This window comes from Peribacillus sp. NPDC046944, from assembly GCF_050272735.1.
In the GTDB taxonomy this organism is placed as follows: domain Bacteria; phylum Bacillota; class Bacilli; order Bacillales; family DSM-1321; genus Peribacillus.
On sequence record NZ_JBNNML010000004.1, the window covers coordinates 197,263 to 216,093 of the forward strand.

The 18,831-nt window shown below is 41.4% G+C and carries 22 protein-coding genes and 2 other annotated features; of the genes, 16 read left to right on the plus strand and 6 right to left on the minus strand.

All coding sequences use genetic code 11. The features are described from left to right. The first annotated feature begins 197 nt into the window (after positions 1–197). The gene (locus tag ACQKIC_RS09240) at positions 198–323 is read left to right on the plus strand and encodes a GapA-binding peptide SR1P (protein WP_402868072.1); all 126 of its coding nucleotides are present in this window, start codon (positions 198–200) and stop codon (positions 321–323) included. Positions 324–486: 163 nt separating this feature from the next. Here the strand turns inward: ACQKIC_RS09240 and ACQKIC_RS09245 are convergent, their stop codons facing one another. Then, a complete protein-coding gene (locus ACQKIC_RS09245) occupies positions 487–1,944 on the minus strand; it encodes an aminotransferase class I/II-fold pyridoxal phosphate-dependent enzyme (protein WP_427591063.1) in 1,458 nt (485 codons plus the stop codon). A gap of 338 nt (positions 1,945–2,282) precedes the next feature. On the opposite strand from ACQKIC_RS09245, the gene ACQKIC_RS09250 reads away from it, so the two are divergent. The 9 genes from ACQKIC_RS09250 to trpA all read left to right on the plus strand — a co-directional run bounded on the left by ACQKIC_RS09250 (position 2,283) and on the right by trpA (position 10,732). Then, entirely contained in the window at positions 2,283–3,242 is a 960-nt protein-coding gene (locus ACQKIC_RS09250; RefSeq protein WP_402956155.1) for an NAD(P)H-dependent flavin oxidoreductase, read from the plus strand. Between the two features lie 46 nt (positions 3,243–3,288). After that, a complete protein-coding gene (locus ACQKIC_RS09255; protein WP_402868078.1) occupies positions 3,289–3,561 on the plus strand; it encodes a UPF0223 family protein in 273 nt (90 codons plus the stop codon). A 69-nt stretch (positions 3,562–3,630) separates the two neighbouring features. Then, positions 3,631–3,868 (plus strand) — a binding site (T-box leader). Positions 3,869–3,904: 36 nt separating this feature from the next. Then, positions 3,905–4,138: a binding site (T-box leader), on the plus strand. 155 nt (positions 4,139–4,293) lie between these two features. Continuing rightward, positions 4,294–5,688 carry an anthranilate synthase component I gene (trpE, locus tag ACQKIC_RS09260; RefSeq protein ID WP_427591064.1) on the plus strand — a complete coding sequence of 465 codons (1,395 nt, stop codon included), beginning with the start codon at positions 4,294–4,296 and terminating at the stop codon, positions 5,686–5,688. Beyond that, positions 5,685–6,290, plus strand: a complete 606-nt coding sequence (locus ACQKIC_RS09265; protein WP_402868082.1) for an anthranilate synthase component II — start codon at positions 5,685–5,687, stop codon at positions 6,288–6,290. The genes trpE and ACQKIC_RS09265 overlap by 4 nt, the downstream gene beginning before the upstream one ends. A gap of 26 nt (positions 6,291–6,316) precedes the next feature. Continuing rightward, positions 6,317–7,339 carry an anthranilate phosphoribosyltransferase gene (trpD, locus tag ACQKIC_RS09270; RefSeq protein ID WP_402868083.1) on the plus strand — a complete coding sequence of 341 codons (1,023 nt, stop codon included), beginning with the start codon at positions 6,317–6,319 and terminating at the stop codon, positions 7,337–7,339. Beyond that, positions 7,340–8,119: an indole-3-glycerol phosphate synthase TrpC gene (trpC, locus tag ACQKIC_RS09275; protein WP_402956161.1), complete on the plus strand. Its 780-nt coding sequence runs from the start codon at positions 7,340–7,342 to the stop codon at positions 8,117–8,119. Between the two features lie 17 nt (positions 8,120–8,136). After that, positions 8,137–8,754, plus strand: a complete 618-nt coding sequence (locus ACQKIC_RS09280) for a phosphoribosylanthranilate isomerase (protein ID WP_402868087.1) — start codon at positions 8,137–8,139, stop codon at positions 8,752–8,754. After that, a complete protein-coding gene (trpB, locus tag ACQKIC_RS09285; RefSeq protein ID WP_403080055.1) occupies positions 8,755–9,960 on the plus strand; it encodes a tryptophan synthase subunit beta in 1,206 nt (401 codons plus the stop codon). Beyond that, the gene (gene trpA / locus ACQKIC_RS09290) at positions 9,953–10,732 is read left to right on the plus strand and encodes a tryptophan synthase subunit alpha (protein ID WP_403080053.1); all 780 of its coding nucleotides are present in this window, start codon (positions 9,953–9,955) and stop codon (positions 10,730–10,732) included. Before trpB ends, trpA begins: the two co-directional genes overlap by 8 nt. 88 nt (positions 10,733–10,820) lie before the next feature. Here trpA and ACQKIC_RS09295 read toward each other — a convergent pair whose 3' ends face one another. Beyond that, positions 10,821–11,441 (minus strand): YktB family protein, encoded by a 621-nt coding sequence (locus tag ACQKIC_RS09295; protein WP_402956495.1) that lies wholly within the window; start codon positions 11,439–11,441, stop codon positions 10,821–10,823. Positions 11,442–11,643: 202 nt separating this feature from the next. On the opposite strand from ACQKIC_RS09295, the gene ACQKIC_RS09300 reads away from it, so the two are divergent. After that, positions 11,644–11,841: a hypothetical protein gene (locus ACQKIC_RS09300; RefSeq protein ID WP_402868093.1), complete on the plus strand. Its 198-nt coding sequence runs from the start codon at positions 11,644–11,646 to the stop codon at positions 11,839–11,841. A gap of 333 nt (positions 11,842–12,174) precedes the next feature. Beyond that, positions 12,175–12,978 carry an inositol monophosphatase family protein gene (locus ACQKIC_RS09305; protein WP_402956497.1) on the plus strand — a complete coding sequence of 268 codons (804 nt, stop codon included), beginning with the start codon at positions 12,175–12,177 and terminating at the stop codon, positions 12,976–12,978. Between the two features lie 96 nt (positions 12,979–13,074). On the opposite strand, the gene ACQKIC_RS09310 is transcribed toward ACQKIC_RS09305, so the two are convergent. Beyond that, positions 13,075–13,257, minus strand: a complete 183-nt coding sequence (locus ACQKIC_RS09310; protein ID WP_402868097.1) for a YlaF family protein — start codon at positions 13,255–13,257, stop codon at positions 13,075–13,077. A 125-nt stretch (positions 13,258–13,382) separates the two neighbouring features. Here ACQKIC_RS09310 and typA point away from each other — a divergent pair, with 125 nt between their 5' ends. From typA to ACQKIC_RS09325, 3 genes are read left to right on the plus strand one after another with little or no spacing between them, the layout of a single operon-like run. Then, positions 13,383–15,230 (plus strand): translational GTPase TypA, encoded by a 1,848-nt coding sequence (typA, locus tag ACQKIC_RS09315; protein ID WP_402868099.1) that lies wholly within the window; start codon positions 13,383–13,385, stop codon positions 15,228–15,230. Between the two features lie 22 nt (positions 15,231–15,252). Next, positions 15,253–15,561: a YlaH-like family protein gene (locus tag ACQKIC_RS09320; RefSeq protein ID WP_402868100.1), complete on the plus strand. Its 309-nt coding sequence runs from the start codon at positions 15,253–15,255 to the stop codon at positions 15,559–15,561. A gap of 7 nt (positions 15,562–15,568) precedes the next feature. After that, positions 15,569–15,853 (plus strand): hypothetical protein, encoded by a 285-nt coding sequence (locus ACQKIC_RS09325; RefSeq protein WP_402868101.1) that lies wholly within the window; start codon positions 15,569–15,571, stop codon positions 15,851–15,853. A gap of 31 nt (positions 15,854–15,884) precedes the next feature. On the opposite strand, the gene ACQKIC_RS09330 is transcribed toward ACQKIC_RS09325, so the two are convergent. The 3 genes from ACQKIC_RS09330 to ACQKIC_RS09340 all read right to left on the minus strand — a co-directional run bounded on the left by ACQKIC_RS09330 (position 15,885) and on the right by ACQKIC_RS09340 (position 17,244). Beyond that, positions 15,885–16,307, minus strand: a complete 423-nt coding sequence (locus tag ACQKIC_RS09330; RefSeq protein WP_402956163.1) for a hypothetical protein — start codon at positions 16,305–16,307, stop codon at positions 15,885–15,887. Beyond that, positions 16,297–16,497, minus strand: coding sequence for a YlaI family protein (locus ACQKIC_RS09335; protein ID WP_402868104.1), 201 nt, complete (start codon positions 16,495–16,497; stop codon positions 16,297–16,299). The genes ACQKIC_RS09330 and ACQKIC_RS09335 overlap by 11 nt, the downstream gene beginning before the upstream one ends. Positions 16,498–16,644: 147 nt before the next feature. Continuing rightward, complete coding sequence (locus ACQKIC_RS09340) at positions 16,645–17,244, minus strand: YhcN/YlaJ family sporulation lipoprotein (protein WP_402868105.1); 600 nt, start codon at positions 17,242–17,244, stop codon at positions 16,645–16,647. A gap of 211 nt (positions 17,245–17,455) precedes the next feature. Here ACQKIC_RS09340 and ACQKIC_RS09345 point away from each other — a divergent pair, with 211 nt between their 5' ends. Next, positions 17,456–18,784 carry a PhoH family protein gene (locus tag ACQKIC_RS09345; protein WP_402868106.1) on the plus strand — a complete coding sequence of 443 codons (1,329 nt, stop codon included), beginning with the start codon at positions 17,456–17,458 and terminating at the stop codon, positions 18,782–18,784. The last annotated feature ends 47 nt before the right edge of the window (positions 18,785–18,831 follow it).

Below are 18,831 nucleotides of genomic sequence, written 5' to 3' on the forward strand. Positions count from 1 at the left end.
TAATCAGGACTTGTTTTCCTGAAGCCAATGAAAACAATGGGGAATTTCTAATATTGGAATTTATGAAATAACGAATTGGAAAAATCTATATATGACATACTTTATAGCTTGAAATATTAAATGTGCTATATTATAATGAAATAAAGCGGTTACATTAATCGTTTCATGCATACAATATAGAGGAAGGGGTTGTAAAAATGGGAACTATCGTTTGTCAAACTTGCAACAGCACGATTGATCATTTTGAAGATGAAAAAGTAAGTGTACTTTATACACATAATCACAACTGCCACAGCTGTGATACAGCTGCCTCTAAGGAATAGGACATACAACATTGACTGATAATAGATTTTGAGGGTGTTCCAGGAAATATAACCTGGACGCCCTTTTTCCATGAGGGAAGACCCAATTAAGGAACGATTATGATTGTAAACGACGAGTAAAAACCAGAGCGTATGTCTGATTGCTCTGGTTTTTACCGTTTCTTTAATGTTTAATGATCCGTAAGTATTTAATTTCTGGATCCTCAGGACCTTGGACGGGAAGGCCCACCTCGATATTTTTCTGGATATAGGCAATGTTGTCCTCGGTGATCAGTTCGCCCGGTATGAAAATCGGGATCCCAGGGGGATAGACCATAATGAATTCTGCACTGATCTTTCCTACGGATTCCTCGATAGGCACCACCTCGGTTTCCGCATAGAAAGCCTCTCTTGGCGATAGGGCAAGTGGCGGAGTATCGGGAAGCAGGACTTCGATTCTTCCATGATCGGCAGCCCACTCCTTAAATTCTTCCGATAAGTCTTTAAGGGCATTGATTAATATATCCACTTCCGTTATGGAATCCCCTGGGGTGATCAAACAAAGGATATTATATAAATCAGAGAGCTCCACCTCGATATTATGTTTCTCACGCAACCACTTCTCCACGTCATATCCGGTAATGTCCAATTCTTTAATAGAAATGATTAATTTTGTCGGATCATAACTAAAGGCAGCTTTACTCGCCAATATTTCTTTCCCTACACAATATAAATAAGGAATTTCATTGATTGCGTTCCTTGCATATTCAGCAAGCCTTATTGAACCATCGATCATTTCCCTTCCGTTCGTTGCTAGTTGCCTTCTGGCTGTATCAAGTGATGCAAGAAGGATATAGGATGTCGAGGTCGTTGTGAGCATGCTTAAAATTGCCTGGACCCGATTTGCGGAAACCAGTCCGTCCTTTACATTTAAAACGGAACTGCCCGTCATCGAACCTCCAAGTTTATGAACACTCGTAGCTGCCATATCGGCTCCAGCTTGCATGGCGGATAGTGGCAGTTCTTCATGAAAATGAATATGGACCCCATGTGCTTCGTCAACGAGCACCGGCATATGGTAAGTATGTGCCAACTCCACTATACTCTGCAAGTCTGCCGAAATGCCGAAGTAAGTCGGGTTGATTACCAAAAGTCCTTTGGCATCGCTGTGTTCCTTTAGTGTTTTTTCAACGGCTTCTATAGTTATTCCATGGGAGATTCCCAGGTCTTTATCGATTTCAGGATTAATGAAAATGGGAACGGCACCGGAAAATACGATGGCTGACATAACGGATTTATGTACGTTCCTCGGAACGATGATTTTATCTCCGGGTCCGCAGACCGACATGACCATCGTCATGATTGCACCGCTTGTTCCTTGTACCGAAAAGAATGTATGGTCAGCCCCGAAAGCCTCAGCTGCTAGGTCTTGAGCTTTTTTGATTATTCCTTTTGGCTGATGGAGGTCATCAAGTGGGGCAATATTGATCAAATCTATCGATAAGGCATTTTCCCCGATGAAATCACGAAAATCGGGATCCATCCCTTTCCCCTTTTTATGACCTGGAATATGGAATTGAACAGGATTCTTTTTTGAGTGCTGTAACAAAGCAGTATATAAGGGTGTTTCATTCTGTGACAAATTCTTGTAGCCCCTTTTCAATATAATATATAAAAATACTCCATTTACTGCAGTATATTATTCTGCGTGTCAGCCTCTATTAAATCGGGCTGCGAATTATGGGTAGACATAAAACAAAAGAATTATAGCATGTCTAACAATAAATGCCTAGTTATACTTTTAAACCCTAAAATAGCAAGCTAAGGCGAAAGAATCTATGAAACTAGGCAAATGAAATGTATTAGCGATTGTTGAATGAACTTCCTGATATAGGTGAGTTTATGATTTGAATAAATAAACAGTATTTGCCATAATGATTCGTGTAGAGTATTAAAGAATGGACAAGGGGGAAGATGTTCTTGAAATGGAAAACTCGCGTGACTGATTTATTGGGGATACAGTATCCAATTGTGCAAGGGGGATTGGCACACCTTGCCTATGCGGAATTGGCTGCAGCGGTTTCGAATGCTGGGGGTTTGGGACAGGTAACGGCCATGTCGTTGAATGACCCGGATCAATTGGTTCAGGAAATCCGAAAGACAAAAGCTATGACGGATAAGCCTTTTGGCGTCAATTTCGCCATTGGTCAGCATGGCAGGCCCTATGAACATATGCTTGAGGCAGCGATGAAAGAAGGAATTGCCATTGTCTCGGTAACTGGTGGCAACCCTGCTCCATTTCTAGAATTTCTTAAAGATACGCCTGTAAAGAAGCTTGTGCTAGTTGCCGCAAAGAGGCAGGCCGTCAAAGCCGAACAATTGGGAGCGGATGCTGTGATGGTGGTCGGGCAGGAAGGCGGAGGTCATTTAGGAAGGGATGATATCGGTACATCCGTATTGATACCGCAAGTGGTTGACTCCGTGCGCATTCCCGTAATCGCTTCAGGTGGATTCGGGGATGGACGTGGGTTAATGGCTGCATTGGCCCTTGGAGCCGAAGGTATCGAGATGGGTACAAGATTCATTGCTGTCGAGGAATGCGTCCATGCCCATGAATTATATAAAAATGCCTTGGTTTCCGGAACAGAAAATGATACCGTTGTCATTAAGCGTTCAATTGGTGCTCCTGCCCGCGTCATTTCTAATAGCTGGACGGATAAGATTCTTGAAATTGAAAAAGAAAACGGTGGATACGAGCAATTGAAGGATTACATAAGCGGAGAAGCAAACCAAAGGTATATTCATGATGGAATCGAGGACGAAGGCTACGCTTGGGCAGGACAGGTCATGGGGATGATCCATGATGTACCAACGACGGCCCAGCTATTCAAACGTATCATCAGTGAGGCGGAGGCCATTCGCTCAAAGTGGGCTGAGTGAGAAAGTTACCCATTCAACAGGATTTAACTAGAAGGAGTGAATAAGTATGGATTATCAATATCCTATGGATCTTGATTGGTCAACGGAAGAAATCGTCGACGTCATTAAATTTTTTGAAGCAGTCGAGAAAGCTTATGAAAGTAAAATTGAAAAAGAAGCATTCATGAATGCCTATCGCCGTTTTAAGGTGATTGTCCCAGGTAAGGCGGATGAAAAGAGGTATACGGACGAATTCGAATCGGCCAGCACGTATTCTGCCTATCATGTTATTAAGAAAGCGAAAGCACTTGCAGATGGTGATTGGATTAAAATGAAATAAAATTTTCAATTGTTAGAAAACTTTATTGACTTCCTGCAAATTATGTTTTAACATAATAAACAAGAAAAGATAAAGGCAGTGACGAAGAATAGTACCTTAATATTGTTCTGTAGAGAGCCAGTGGTTGCTGAAAACTGGTGAACAAGTTTAAGCGAATGGACTTCCGAGCCCCAAACCGAAACGGATGACGGAGTAGGCTTTGGCGATTATCTCATCGTTAATGGAGACAGGCATGTAATGTTTTTTGTGCCGTAAAGTGAGCTATTATAGCTAATTAAGGTGGTACCACGGGTTCCTCGTCCTTTGGATGAGGGGCTTTTTTGCGTTTTTTTTTAAAAGGATAATTAAATCTTTGATTAAGAGTAGTAATCTTTCTTTAGCATCGTCACAGAGAGCCGGATCAGCTGAAAACCGGTACGAAGTAGGAAGATGAATGGACTTATGAGTGGTTTCTTGAAATGAAGTAGGGAAACCCGGTTGCCTCCGTTAAAGGGTGTGCAGGATTATATCCTGCTGTAAGAGGGAAAAAGAGTGATTTTTCCAACTTGAGGTGGCACCGCGGTATTCCGTCCTCTGCAAGCACAATATTTGTGTTTGCAGGGGATTTTTTTATATGTTCCATTTCTGACGATGTTATGACGAAGGATTAAAAAGATAAGCTCCACCTCCTATTCTGACGGCGGGAGAAAAAATAAACGTATAACTTAATTGACATAAAGGGAGGGATTGTTCATGAATTCTTTGAATGAGAAAAAGAAACTTCATTTTAAAATGGAAACAATAGAAGGGGATATTCACACACCAATCTCCATATTTCGCAAATTAAATGATAAGAAAAAATTCCTGCTCGAAAGCTCAAATTCACATCATGATAATGGTCGCTATTCCTATCTAGGGTCTAATCCTTATTTGGAGGTGACTTCATTAGCCAATCAAGTTCACGTCAAGGATTCTGTATCCGGGGAAGAGGAAGTGAAGGAAGCGAACATCATCGAGTTCCTGAAGGATCAACTGTTGGTTGAACTTGAGGGTATCCCGGTGAATATTCCCCCATTTAATGGGGGTGCAGTCGGGTACCTGGGGTATGATGTTATTCGTTTATTTGAAAAGATTGGTGATGTACCCCCTGATCCACTTCAGATGCCAGATGCCCATTTTCTATTCTTTAAGGAATTGTACATATTCGACCATGTCCTGCAAAAGATTCATCTTTTGACTGCCGAAGACGATGGAAAAAAAAGTTTAGCGGATATGAAGGAGAAAATCAATCAACCGAGTAAACCGTCACAAGAATTATCGTCGGAATTTTTGGAATTCGATTCGAACTTCAGTCAGGTGGAGTTCGAGAAAATGGTGCTTGAAGCCAAGGAAGCGATTGTAGCGGGTGAAGTGTTCCAAATCGTGTTATCACAAAGGTTCCAGGCTGACTTTGATGGAGAGCCGTTCGATGCATATCGACGACTTCGCTTAGCCAATCCATCACCATACATGTTCTATATTGAGTTTGGAGAATACACCATTCTGGGTTCTTCGCCGGAAAGCTTAATCAGTGTTTCAGCCGGTATGGTGCATGTGAATCCCATCGCGGGTACACGACCTAGGGGAAAAACGGTTGAGGAAGATAAGGGGTTAGAAAAAAGCTTACTGATGGACGAGAAGGAATTGGCTGAACATAGGATGCTTGTAGACTTGGGAAGAAACGATCTCGGGCGGGTTTGTGAAATTGGTTCGATTCATCTTACGGAAGAAATGGAAATTCAGAGATATCAGCATGTGATGCATATTGCCTCCAAGATTAGCGGCAAGCTTAGGGAGGAATTTACGAGTTTAGATGCTTTAACGGTCTGTCAGCCTGCTGGGACTGTATCTGGTGCCCCAAAAATCAGGGCCATGGAATTGATCAACGGACTTGAAAACTGTAAGCGAGGCGTCTATTCAGGATCAATTGGATTTATTGGTTTCGGAGGTGACCTGGATATGGCCCTTGCCATACGGACGATGATTATCAAAGAGGGGCATGCCTACGTACAGGCCGGAGCGGGAATTGTATATGACTCGGATCCGAAAACCGAATATGAGGAAACACAGAATAAAGCTCGGGCGTTGATGGAGGTAAATAAAAAATGATTTTGTTGCTTGATAACTATGATTCATTTACTTACAACTTGTATCAATATTTAGGAGAAGTCGAGAAAGATTTGATTGTGAAAAGGAACGATGAAATCACCATTGCTGAAATTGAGGACATGAACCCAACGGCAATCATCATCTCCCCAGGTCCAGGACGACCTGAAGATGCGGGAATGAGTATGGAAATCATTCGTTCCTTTTATAAGAAGCTTCCTATCTTGGGAATCTGTCTTGGTCATCAGGCGATTGGCGCAACTTTTGGTGCGAAAGTGGTTGGAGCACAAGTAATCATGCATGGAAAGACATCGGTTATTGAGCATGATGGGACGGGGGTTTTTGTTAATCAGGAACATCAATTCCCAGTGATGCGTTACCATTCCTTGGTAGTTGAGAGGGAAAGCGTGCCTCCTGAGTTACTAGTTACGGCGAATGCGTTGGACGATGGAGAGATCATGGCATTGAAACACCGGGATTATCCGCTGTATGGTCTCCAATTTCACCCTGAATCAATTGGAACAAAGATTGGCAAAGAACTGTTACATGAATTTTATAAGATTGCGGATGCATATCAATTAGAGAAGGAACAATCCATTTTATAATTTTAAAACGAGTGGGGGAGTCAGTTGTGAAGGAGTATTTAGTGAAGTTAGCAGAGCGTCAAACATTGACGGAAGATGAGATGAGTAGAGCAGCCCAAGCGTTATTTTCTACAGATATTACAGAAAGCGAGATGGCGGCTTTTCTTATAGCATTAAAAGCAAAAGGAGAAACGGCGGGAGAAATCGCCAGTCTGGTCAGGGTCATGCGAAAAAAAGCAAGAAGTGTACATTCGACTAGTTTAAACGTGATGGATAATTGCGGGACAGGTGGAGATGGCTCACAAAGCTTCAACATCAGTACCACTTCTGCATTTGTTCTGGCCGGTGCCGGAGTAAAGGTTGCCAAACATGGAAATCGTAGCATTTCGAGTAAGACGGGAAGTGCGGATGTTTTGGAAGAGCTAGGGGTCAATTTATACCTTGAACCTGGAATGGTGAAAGAACTGCTGGAGGAAAACGGCATCACTTTCTTGTTTGCGCCGTCACTCCATCCAAACAGCGCCCGGATTATGAAAGTGAGAAAAGAATTGAAAATCCCAACTGTCTTTAATTATTTAGGTCCATTAACAAATCCAGTGCAACTCGAAACGCAACTATTGGGAATTAACCGTCGGGATATGCTTGAGCTATTTGCCGAGGTGCTCCACAAATTAGGCAGAAAACGTGCGGTTGTCATCCATGGAGCAGGTTCTATGGATGAAGCAAGTCTACAGGGAGAAAATTCTCTCGTCCTTTTGGAAGAAGGGGACATCATCCCCTTTACCCTGAATCCGGAAGAAGTGGATTTGCCCATCTACGGAAATGAGGAAATTCGTGGAGGAGACGCTAAGGAAAATGCTGATATTATGCTACGTGTCTTAAAAGGAGAGAAAGGGGCTTACCGGGATACCGTTTTGTTGAACGCAGGGCTGGGATTATTCGCCCATGGAACGGCGCCCACAATTAAAAAGGGCATTTCTCTGGCCAAAGATAGCCTAGACAGCGGTTCAGCTCTTGCGAAATTAGAAAATTTAATTGCCTATGGCAACCGTAATAAGGTGGTAATGTAAATGGAAAATATTTTAACGAAAATCATCGAAAGGAAAAAAGTGGAGGTTGCCCATTATAAAGAAGGAAGCGGCTTTCCACAGTCGGAGGCGGTCCGTTCAACAAGGCCATCGCTAGTGGAATCTTTGAAAACAGCCGCCTCCATTTCGGTTATAGCAGAAATAAAACGTGCTTCTCCATCAAAGGGTAAGATAAACATGGATGTTGACCCCAACAATCAAGCCCTATCTTATGAAAAAGGGGGAGCTGCTGCCATATCCGTTTTGACGGACGAGTCTTTCTTTAAAGGAACGATCGATGATTTACGAAACGTGAGCCAACTTGTCAAAATCCCTAGACTCTGTAAGGACTTCATCATTGATGAAATCCAGATTGACCGGGCCTACCATGCAGGTGCGACCATTATTCTTTTAATTGTGGCAGCTCTTTCGAAAGAGCGCCTACATGAGTTGTATCAATATGCAAAAAGTAAAGGGCTCGAAGTATTAACTGAAGTCCATGATGAATCAGAGCTAAAACAGGCGGTGGACCTCGGAGCAGAATTGATTGGGATCAACAATAGAAATTTAAAAACATTCGAAGTGGACCTGGCTGTAACGGAACGGCTTGCGAAACTGCTTGATCCGAACATTCATATGATTATCAGTGAAAGTGGAATCAAAACGAAAGCAGATGTCCTGCGTGTGAAAAAAGCGGGTGCCAGGGGGATTTTAGTGGGTGAAACCTTGATGACTTCCACCAACCTTTCGGATACGATGAATGAACTTCAAGTGAACTTTTAAGAGGTAAGGAGAAAAATATGTTCGTCAAAATTTGTGGATTGAAAACATTGGAGGATGTCCAATCGGCTGTAGGGGCAGGTGCTGATTTCATCGGGTTCATTTTTGCAGAAAGCAGCCGGAAAGTCCAACCTGAGGTGGTGCGTGAAATTGGACGAAACCTTCCTGGACATGTGAAAAAAGTAGGGGTGTTTTCTAATCAGGCCGAACGGGATGTGATTAGGACGGCTGGCATCGCTGGATTGGATTATATTCAGCTGCACGGAAACGAGTCTACTAGTTTTGCCGAAAGGATGCCGCTACCTGTCATTAAGGCATTCGCCATACATTCAGAAGAGGACCTTGAAAACCTTAACGATTATCCCGCTGAGTATCTTCTGGTCGATTTGCCGAAAGGTTCCTCGGGAAAAGGAATGACATTAGATTGGGATATGCTCCAAAAAGCCAAGCTTCCACTGGACAAGGTTATTCTTGCAGGTGGCTTAAATCCGGATAATGTGGATAAAGCGATTTTGGCCGTATCCCCATTCGGGGTTGATGTCGCTAGTGGTGTGGAGATTGATGGGGTGAAGGACGCAACAAAAATAAAGGCATTTATAAGGAAGGCAAAAAATATACAGGAGAAGAGGAATGAATAGATGAGTACGTATACACAACCTGACCAAACTGGACACTTCGGGGCATATGGTGGCCGTTTTGTCCCTGAAACCTTGATGGCTGCAATCACTGAACTTGAAGAGGTCTATGAACAATCAAAAAATGATCCGGATTTCCAAAAGCAGCTATCCTATTACCTGACTCAATACGTTGGTCGGGAAACACCTCTTTATTTTGCTGAGAACCTGACGAAACTTGCAGGTGGTGCCGATATCTACCTGAAACGTGAGGATTTGAACCATACAGGTGCCCACAAAATAAATAATACGATAGGCCAGGCTTTATTGACTCAAAAAATGGGCAAGAAAAAGGTCATAGCCGAAACAGGTGCAGGACAGCATGGCGTAGCGACGGCGACAGTCTGTGCTTTATTGAAGCTCGAATGCATCATCTTCATGGGTGCAGAAGATATCAGAAGGCAGAAATTGAACGTATTCAGAATGGAATTGTTAGGGGCAAAGGTTGTTTCCGTTACACAAGGGAGCTCCACTTTGAAGGATGCAGTAAATGAAGCATTACGATACTGGGTTGCAAATGTAGAGGACACTCACTACATTATGGGTTCTGTCCTCGGTCCACATCCGTTTCCCGTCATTGTTCGCGATTATCAAAGCGTCATTGGCAATGAAACAAAGCGCCAGTATTCAGACTTGGTAAATGGGCTTCCTGATGCAGTGGTCGCTTGTATTGGGGGTGGCAGTAATGCAATGGGCATGTTTTACCCTTTCATAGAGGATGAAACGGTGAAGTTATATGGAGTGGAAGCTGCAGGTCATGGTCTCCATACACCATTACATGCTTCAAGTTTGACTAAGGGAAGGCCCGGCGTGCTTCACGGGGCATTCATGTATGTCTTGCAAAACGAAGACGGCCAAATCCAGGAGGCCCATTCGGTCTCAGCGGGGTTGGATTATCCCGGAGTAGGACCGGAACACAGTTACCTAAAGGATACGAATCGGGTCACATATACTTCCGTTACTGATCAGGAAGCCTTGGATGCCCTTGTATTGCTTTCAAGAGAAGAAGGGATTATTCCAGCTTTAGAAAGCTCTCATGCCCTTTCTTATGGGTTAAAACTGGCAAAAGAAATGGAAAAAGGGACAGGGTTGGTCATTTGCCTCTCTGGTCGTGGTGATAAGGATGTTGAACAAGTCCAATCCATTTTAGGGGGCAGCGATCATGAATAAGTTAACGAAAGTGATGCAAGATTGTGTGAACAAGGGAGAAAAGGCGTTCATCCCCTATATCATGGCAGGCGATGGAGGTTTGGATCGATTAAAAGGCCAGCTGATGTTCCTAGAAAAAAACGGGGCAACCGCTGTTGAATTGGGCATACCCTTTTCCGATCCAGTTGCTGATGGGCCGGTTATTCAACAGGCAGGGATTCGTTCTTTGGAGAAGGGCACGACTTTGAAGGATATTTTGAAAAAGGTAACGGAAATCAAAAACGATGTGAATATCCCGATTATACTAATGGGGTACACCAATTCCATCATGGCATATGGTCTAAAGGAGTTTATAGAGGATTGCCTTCATGCTGGAATAGCAGGATGTATCATTCCTGATTTGCCGATTGAGGAAGAAACGGTGTTTTCATCCATTAAAACAGCGGGTATCACACTGATTCGACTTGTGACCCTCACGTCTTCAAGGGATCGAATCACGGAGATTACAGCAGGAGCTGAAGGCTTTATCTACGCAGTTACGGTAAAGGGTATCACGGGTACCCGTGATACCTTCGGGGGCGATGTCGGTGAATATCTTAAACAGGTAAAAGAACTGAGCCCTGTCCCGGTTCTTGCCGGGTTTGGCATCTCAACGCCCGAGCATGTAAGGAATGCGATTCAATCCTGTGATGGGGTCATCGTCGGAAGCAAGGTCATAGAATGCTTTGAAACGGGAAAAGAGGAACACATCACCGAGCTCATCAGCGCAAGTAAAATATTGGTTCAAAAATAAAAGCACGGAGGTACCTATAAAGGCACCTCCGTGCTTCCATCGTTTGGTCTATATTTTGTAGATATACGTCATATTACGACATAAGCGTTTATTTTAATTGATATAGGGGTAAAAGATGTTCAAACGCATCTTGAATGATTTGGATGAATTCATCTTCTTTTAATTGAATGGCCTCTTCGCGGGGGATTTGTATTCCGCAAAGGATCTCGGCCTTCTTGACCGTTTGCAAACGGGAAAACATGGAGTGTAAATCTTCACTAGAAAGCCCTTCATGTGGAATGACTTCAGGCTTTGTGTGGTCCATTGACCAAACGTAGTCAGAAGGGATATTTTCTTTTAACCGGTTAATGTTTTTCTCAAGATGCTGTCCTATTTCTACCTTATTGGGGGCCTCATAAATGACGGCGTACCATATGAACAAATGTGTCTCCCATAAACCTATCTGAAAATGGGGCATCATTTTATAGCCCCGGCTATTAGCGGCAAAAGCAACCCATGTATCGTTAGGAGGGTTCACTTTCCGTCTGGCATGCCTTGCTACATGAGGAAACATTTCTTCACCAGTCATGATAGATAGCTGATGTGAAAAATGTTCGCCCAATGCATGAAGCTTAGGTTGTATCTTTTCTTTTAAAGCTTCCATTCGCGGTTCTAATCCATCAATTTTAAATACGTTAAAATCATCAGAAGTGAAACTTAATAATTTCATCATTTATCTCTCCTACCGTAAATATCTGCACATATTGTAGCATAAGTATAAGGTAATTTCGAAAATAGCGTTTTGTAACTTGATTTCAAATAAATTGATGGGTAAGAACACAAATTAGTTGCTATTTGTTGGTGGAAGACATATGATAAAATAAAATTAAATTCTGAAAATTAAGTTTATTGATGAAGGGAGAATGTTAATTATGAAACAAGTCATGAACCAAGCATTAAAAGCTAAAGAAGTAGAAAGACATAGAGCTGCAGTGTTAAGAATGGAAATGGACTATGAATTAGCAACCCTTTTTGAAGCAATCAGTGAAGAAAACGATCAGATGAGGTCACTATGCAAGCAAAGATTAGAGCGTATCCGTTTGGAGTTGCTAAAGCTTAAGGCTTTGTAAATGAATAGTTGTAAAGATCAATAAGGAGCATATGAATTAAATGGATAATGAAATCTATAATAGTTGAACGGACACTTATTTTTTTAGAAAATAATGTGTCCGTTTTTCATTATATACCTGAAGTGTTCCCAATAGCGGATTTGAATATTTCTATTGAGGAATAAAGGATAGAAGTCTTGATGTGGTGGACTGTTCATTTAAGTGGATTGAATTTTAAATTTTTAAAAAGCTTAAAATATGAAGATGTTAAAAACTTGAAGTCATGGTATATTTGCATTACTCTTTAGAATATCTATTTAATGTAGTTTTGATGACAAAGGACGGGATATTATGATGGCATCGGTTAAAGAAATGGATACATATGCGAAGGTATGGATGAGGGAAGCGGGGGTCAAGCTTCGGGCGTCCTTTGAAACCAAGCTGAATATCGAGGAAAAAACGAATCCCAATGATTTGGTAACGAATATGGATAAGGCAATAGAAAAATTCTTTGTTGAACATATAAATGAAACATTTCCTGACCATCGTATTTTTGGAGAAGAGGGTATGGGGAATCAGATAAAGGATTTAAAGGGGACGGTGTGGATTATTGATCCCATCGATGGTACATTGAACTTTATCCACCAACAGCGGAATTTTGCCATTTCTCTCGGTGTATACCAGGATGGCATCGGGAAAATCGGCATGGTCTATGATGTTGTGCATGATGAATTATACCATGCTGTTAAAGGGCAGGGAGCTTTTATGAATGAACAAAGGCTTGCCCCGTTAGAAGAAGGTTCTGTCAGTACATCCATTCTATCGATGAATGCGAGTTGGGTAACGGAAAACCGCCGAATCGATCCAAACATCCTTTCCCCGCTTGTCCGTGATGTCAGGGGAACACGATCATACGGATCAGCTGCACTGGAACTTGCTTTCGTAGCTGCTGGACGCCTGGATGCTTATATAACGATGCGCCTTATGCCATGGGACTTTGCTGGAGGGGCGTTACTTATTGAAGAGGTTGGTGGGGAAGTGACCAACATTAAAGGGGAGGAATTGAACTTCCTATCAGGAGATTCTCTTTTTGTTTCTAAACCTGGTCTACATAAGGAAGTGTTCGAACGATACTTGTCGGATAATTCAAGAAAGTAGTGAACGATATGCAGGAAAAACCTTTAATGGAAAATAAATTTTCGGAGTATAAAGTAATAAATAAAAAAACTCGCTATCAGCAGCGAGTTTTTTTATTTATAACTTTCCTGCTTCACGCAGTTTTTTCTTTTGAGAGAAGCCATACCCCATTATTCCGCATAGCACAACGATTGCAGCTACTATTCCGAGTATGCTCTTTATCGCGATAAAGATGCCAATGGAGCCAATACTTGCTGTAGCCAGTATCGCTAAAATTAAGAAATTCCATTTAATATTCATTAAAATCACCCCTAATAATTCTATTGTACATAATTTCGTTATTTGTTTCTACCATGTTTGTGATATAATATGTAAGTTAATACTAGTGATACGTTAAACACCAAATTTTTTTAGGAGTGAATTTTTTGAAATTAAGAGAAAATATTCGTAATATAGCCATCATTGCCCACGTCGATCATGGTAAAACAACTTTAGTGGATCAGTTGCTTAAGCAATCTGGTACTTTCCGTGAAAACGAACACGTTGAAGAACGTGCGATGGATTCTAATGCTATTGAAAAAGAACGCGGAATTACGATTCTTGCGAAAAATACAGCAGTTCAATATCAAGACACAAGAATTAATATCTTGGATACACCTGGTCATGCTGACTTTGGTGGTGAAGTAGAACGGATCATGAAAATGGTCGATGGCGTTTTACTTGTTGTCGATGCTTATGAAGGTTGTATGCCTCAAACACGTTTCGTGTTGAAAAAAGCTTTGGAACAAAAAATCACGCCTATCGTTGTCGTGAATAAAATTGATAAAGACTCTGCTCGTCCAGATGAAGTTGTCGACGAAGTTATCGACTTGTTCATCGAACTTGGCGCTGAAGAAGAACAATTAGACTTCCCAGTAGTCTTCACTTCAGGTATTGCTGGAACAGCAAGCTTGGATTCAGATCCTACTAAACAAGAAAAAGACATGACTCCATTATTCGAAACAATTATCGAAACGATTCCTGCTCCAGTCGATAACTCAGAAGAACCACTGCAATTCCAAGTGGCTTTACTTGATTACAACGACTATGTAGGACGTATCGGTGTTGGTCGTGTATTCCGCGGAAAAATGCACGTAGGACAACAAGTTTCATTGATGAAGCTTGATGGATCAGTTAAGCAATTCCGTGTAACGAAAATCTTTGGTTATATCGGCTTGAAAAAAGTTGAAATCCAGGAAGCTGTTGCTGGTGACCTAATCGCCGTTTCCGGTATGGAAGATATCAACGTCGGTGAAACGGTTTGCCCAGTAGAGCATCCTGATGCGCTTCCAATCCTACGTATCGATGAGCCAACATTACAAATGACTTTCCTTGTAAACAACAGCCCATTCGCAGGACGTGAAGGTAAATTCGTAACGGCTCGTAAAATCGAAGAGCGTTTGAAAAGCCAATTGCAAACAGATGTAAGCTTAAGAGTAGAAAATACTGATTCTCCGGACGTATGGATTGTTTCTGGTCGTGGAGAGCTTCACCTTTCTATCCTGATTGAAAACATGAGACGTGAAGGCTATGAGCTTCAAGTTTCGAAACCGGAAGTTATCGTTCGTCTTATTGATGGCGTACGTTGCGAGCCAGTTGAACGTGTTCAAATCGATGTTCCAGAAGAGCATACTGGTGCTATCATGGAATCCATGGGTGCACGTAAAGGCGAATTGTTAGACATGGTCAATAGCGGAAGCGGTCAAGTTCGTTTACTATTCACGATTCCAGCCCGTGGACTTATCGGTTATTCTACTGAGTTCTTAACAATCACTCGTGGTTACGGTATCATGAACCATTCATTTGACAGCTACCAACCAATGGCACAAGGCCAAGTTGGCGGAAGACGTCAAGGTGTATTAGTATCTATGGAATCAGGAAAAACAACACAATACGGTACTATGCAAGTAGAAGACCGTGGTGTCATTTTTGTTGAACCAGGTACTGACATTTATGAAGGTATGATTGTCGGCGAACATAATCGTGATGCAGATTTAACGGTTAATATCGTTAAAGCAAAACAAATGACAAACATGCGTTCAGCAAATAAGGATCAAACTTCTTCAATGAAGAAACCAAGAATCATGTCTCTTGAAGAAGCACTTGAGTATTTGAACGATGATGAGTATTGTGAGGTAACTCCTGAATCAATCCGTCTTCGTAAGAAAATTCTTGATAAAAACGAACGTGAAAGAGCAGCTAAAAGAAAAAAAGTGGCTGTTGAAGAAAAATAATTAGCTAGAGGAGGAGTAAAGATTGGATATCCAAGAGCGATTATCATTTTTTGCAGCGTTGTACAGAGTGGATGAGAACCCTGAAGCGGGAATGTGGTATTTGTATTTAACAATCTTTGGATTATGCATCCTTGTCTATCAGCTAGGTTTCGCCAAAAAGCTACCTTTGCTCAAAAATGTGATTATCTATGCGGTAATGGCACTTGGATGTACCCTTCTTTCTTTCTTCGCTGTGTTTCTCCCAATGGGGGAAGCGTTAGTCATAGCATCTCTTGTCCTTGGAATTTATAAGATTCGTCTTCATAATTCGAAAAAAGAAGAACAGGCTTGAGTGAGCTATGAAATCATTACAAGATGCTTTATACAATTGGCTGACGATAAGAGTTGTTTGTGATGAAAGGCCCGATGATACAGCCGCACGAGAAACAGAAATGTTTTTTATGCAGATGCTTCAGAACGACCACCAGGTGAGGATTGATTCCGTTACAAAAACAGAACCTTTTTATTTTGTTGAATATAAAGTAGGAGACGAAATGAAAAAGCAACGTTTCCCGATTGAATTAATTGATATCATGTTGGATCAGATACAACTTGAGCCAGATAAGTATAAAAATATCGAGTAATACAAAAATGACCGTGCGGTTTTCCGCACGGTTATTTTTGTATGGACAATGGAAGGAACAGAGAATAAATAAAATGTGCAAGTGCCCACAATAAGAATGTGAACAAGTCAAAAGAAGGAATAACCATGGCTTTAGAAAGGAAAGCCAATGGAAAATAAAGCAGGATGGCAGGAATGATGAATAAATTAGCAAAGGCAAATCGCTTCACAATCTTTCTTTTTTGAATCATATAGGCATAGCCATAAGTAAGGAAGATTGATATAAATAAATGAAAAGAAAATAGCCATGCTTCATTCCAAGGGATTTCCCCAAAAATAGGAATGAAATCCACGTTCAATAAAAGCTGATACACTTTTATTCCTGAGGACACTTCAATCCATTTCGTTATAAAGCCAAGTAATAATCCATTGAACAGACCAATCAGGAGTATCCGATTGAACGATTTACCATTCATCTTCTTTTTTTATCGTGCGGTAGAGATGGAAATTGCCTGTGGCAATCCGTTCATTCGTACGTTCTTCAATGCGTTGTTTACATATATCGCACATGTAGGTATGTATAGGACGGTTACGTAGCTTCTTAGCTTCTGGACTATCATCTGGTATGTCTTCGATTTGATCGCATATTACGCATTTTACCTTCATAATTATTGAACCTCACTTCGATTTCAGTATGTGTTTAAGTATACCAATAATTTCATGCCAAAACGAGGATAAAGTACAAGTCTCCCGTGTGGGATTTGCAATTGTACATAAGAAAAAACCCGAAGAAGATTCGACGGGGTGAAAAGGTTAATCTTTATGATGATTGGACTGTTCGTTTTGTTCTTTTTCTAATTGTTTTCTGTCATCTTGATTATGGGGCGAGTTCCCTTGATCATCCGTAACCTTTGCAGGGGTAGGTGTCAAGGTGTCACCAGGTACCTCAGGTATGACTCTGCTTGTGATATCTGCCAACTCATTTAATATCCCCCTTACTGGTTCGCCATTTTTAATGTCTGCTGCAACTTCTTTGATTCGTGCATTTAAATCTGGATCGGCTACGACAATCGCATAGGCACCATGAGGATCATTCTTTAATGTCTCTCCAACCGAGTATTTAACGGTTCCGACTTGTGAGCGTTCGATGTCCGCGTCGATATCAATCCCCACCAGGGCGTATTTCCCAATTACAACTGCGGTGGCATCATTCACTTCAGGTACTGATTGAGCCAGATTCGTTAGCCTTTTGGATGTTTCTTGTCCGGTCCTGCGATCGCTTTCCTGAATGGTCGAGTTATGAACTTGGGTTAAGCCGTTTTTAGCCTGGTCTTTTGAATCGTCACTTGCATGATCCGTCGAACAACCTGACATCAGTAAGAGTGCAGCCAATGAAAAAATTTGTTTGCGCAAGAGTTCCGTCTCCTTTTTTCTCGTAGAATTCATTGATCATATTGTGTATTTGGCATCTTTATATCAAGGAAGATTTCTTTATAGTCTGTAATTGTTCTTCTATCTTTATACAAAGGGACATATATTTTATCAACAGTCTCGTCCGCTACATAACTGCTAAGAGCAGTCATTGTTAGGTATATCCGATAAAGAGCAGGCAGGAGGCGTCATATTGGACAAAATCTATGTTTTAGATACGAATGTCCTGTTGCAGGATCCGTATTCCATTTATTCATTCGGGGTTAATGAAATCGTCATTCCAGCAGTTGTATTAGAAGAATTGGATTCTAAGAAAAGGTATATGGATGAAATCGGAAGGAATGCAAGGCAGGTTTCGAAATTAATTGATCATTTTCGGGAAAAAGGGAAACTACACCAGAGTATCCCGCTTCATAATGGAGGAAGTTTACGAATAGAACTTAATCATCGTTCTTTTCATGAACTACAGGAAATTTTTGTCGAGAAAACAAATGATAATCGAATATTGGCGGTTGCTAAAAATTTGTCATTGGAAGAAGAGACGAAGGAAGAGGGAAAGACGGTCATCCTCGTTAGCAAAGATACACTAGTGCGTGTAAAGGCAGATGCTATCGGACTTGAGGCAGAAGACTTTTTAAATGACCGTGTCGTTGAATTGGACCATGTCTATGGTGGATATAAAGAGATATTTGTTTCAATTGACAACCTAAATAAATTTTATGAAAAAAGTTATTTAGAACTTGAAGAGTTGTCAGAAGATCAATACTATCCCAATCAATTTCTCCTCATGAAGGATACATTAGGAAGCTCAGCCTCGGCGATTGGGATCATCAATGAAAACTGTAAGACTGTTAAGAAGTTGATGTATGAAGGGGAACATATTTGGGGAATTAAGCCTAGGAATGTTCAACAAACGATGGCTTTGGATTTGTTGCTTCGTTCAGATGTACAGCTTGTGACACTAATTGGTAAGGCGGGCACTGGGAAAACGTTGCTTGCTTTGGCAACAGGCTTGTTGCAAACAGAGGATTTAGCCCATTATAAGAAGCTTCTTGTCGCAAGGCCAATTGTACCGGTCGGTAAAGATATTGGTTATCTGCCTGGAGAAAAGGAAGAAAAATTGAAGCCGTGGATGCAGCCTATATTCGATAATCTGCAATACTTGTTCAATACCAAGAAACCAGGAGAATTGGATGCCATTCTAGCAGGGATGAGTTCGATTGAAGTAGAAGCCCTGACGTATATCAGGGGAAGGAGCATACCGGATCAATTCATCATCATTGATGAAGCACAGAATCTGACGAAACATGAGGTAAAGACTATCTTAACAAGGGTAGGGGAACGAAGCAAAATCGTGTTGATGGGAGATCCAGAACAAATTGATCATCCATATTTAGATGAATATAATAATGGCTTGACGTATGTAGTCGAAAAATTCAAGACGGAGCGGATTGCTGGGCATGTCAAGCTGATAAAAGGGGAAAGATCTACATTGGCACAGCTTGCTGCAACGCTTTTATAAATAAAAAAATGGCACGGGGAAAATCCCCTGCCATTTTCTGGAGTATC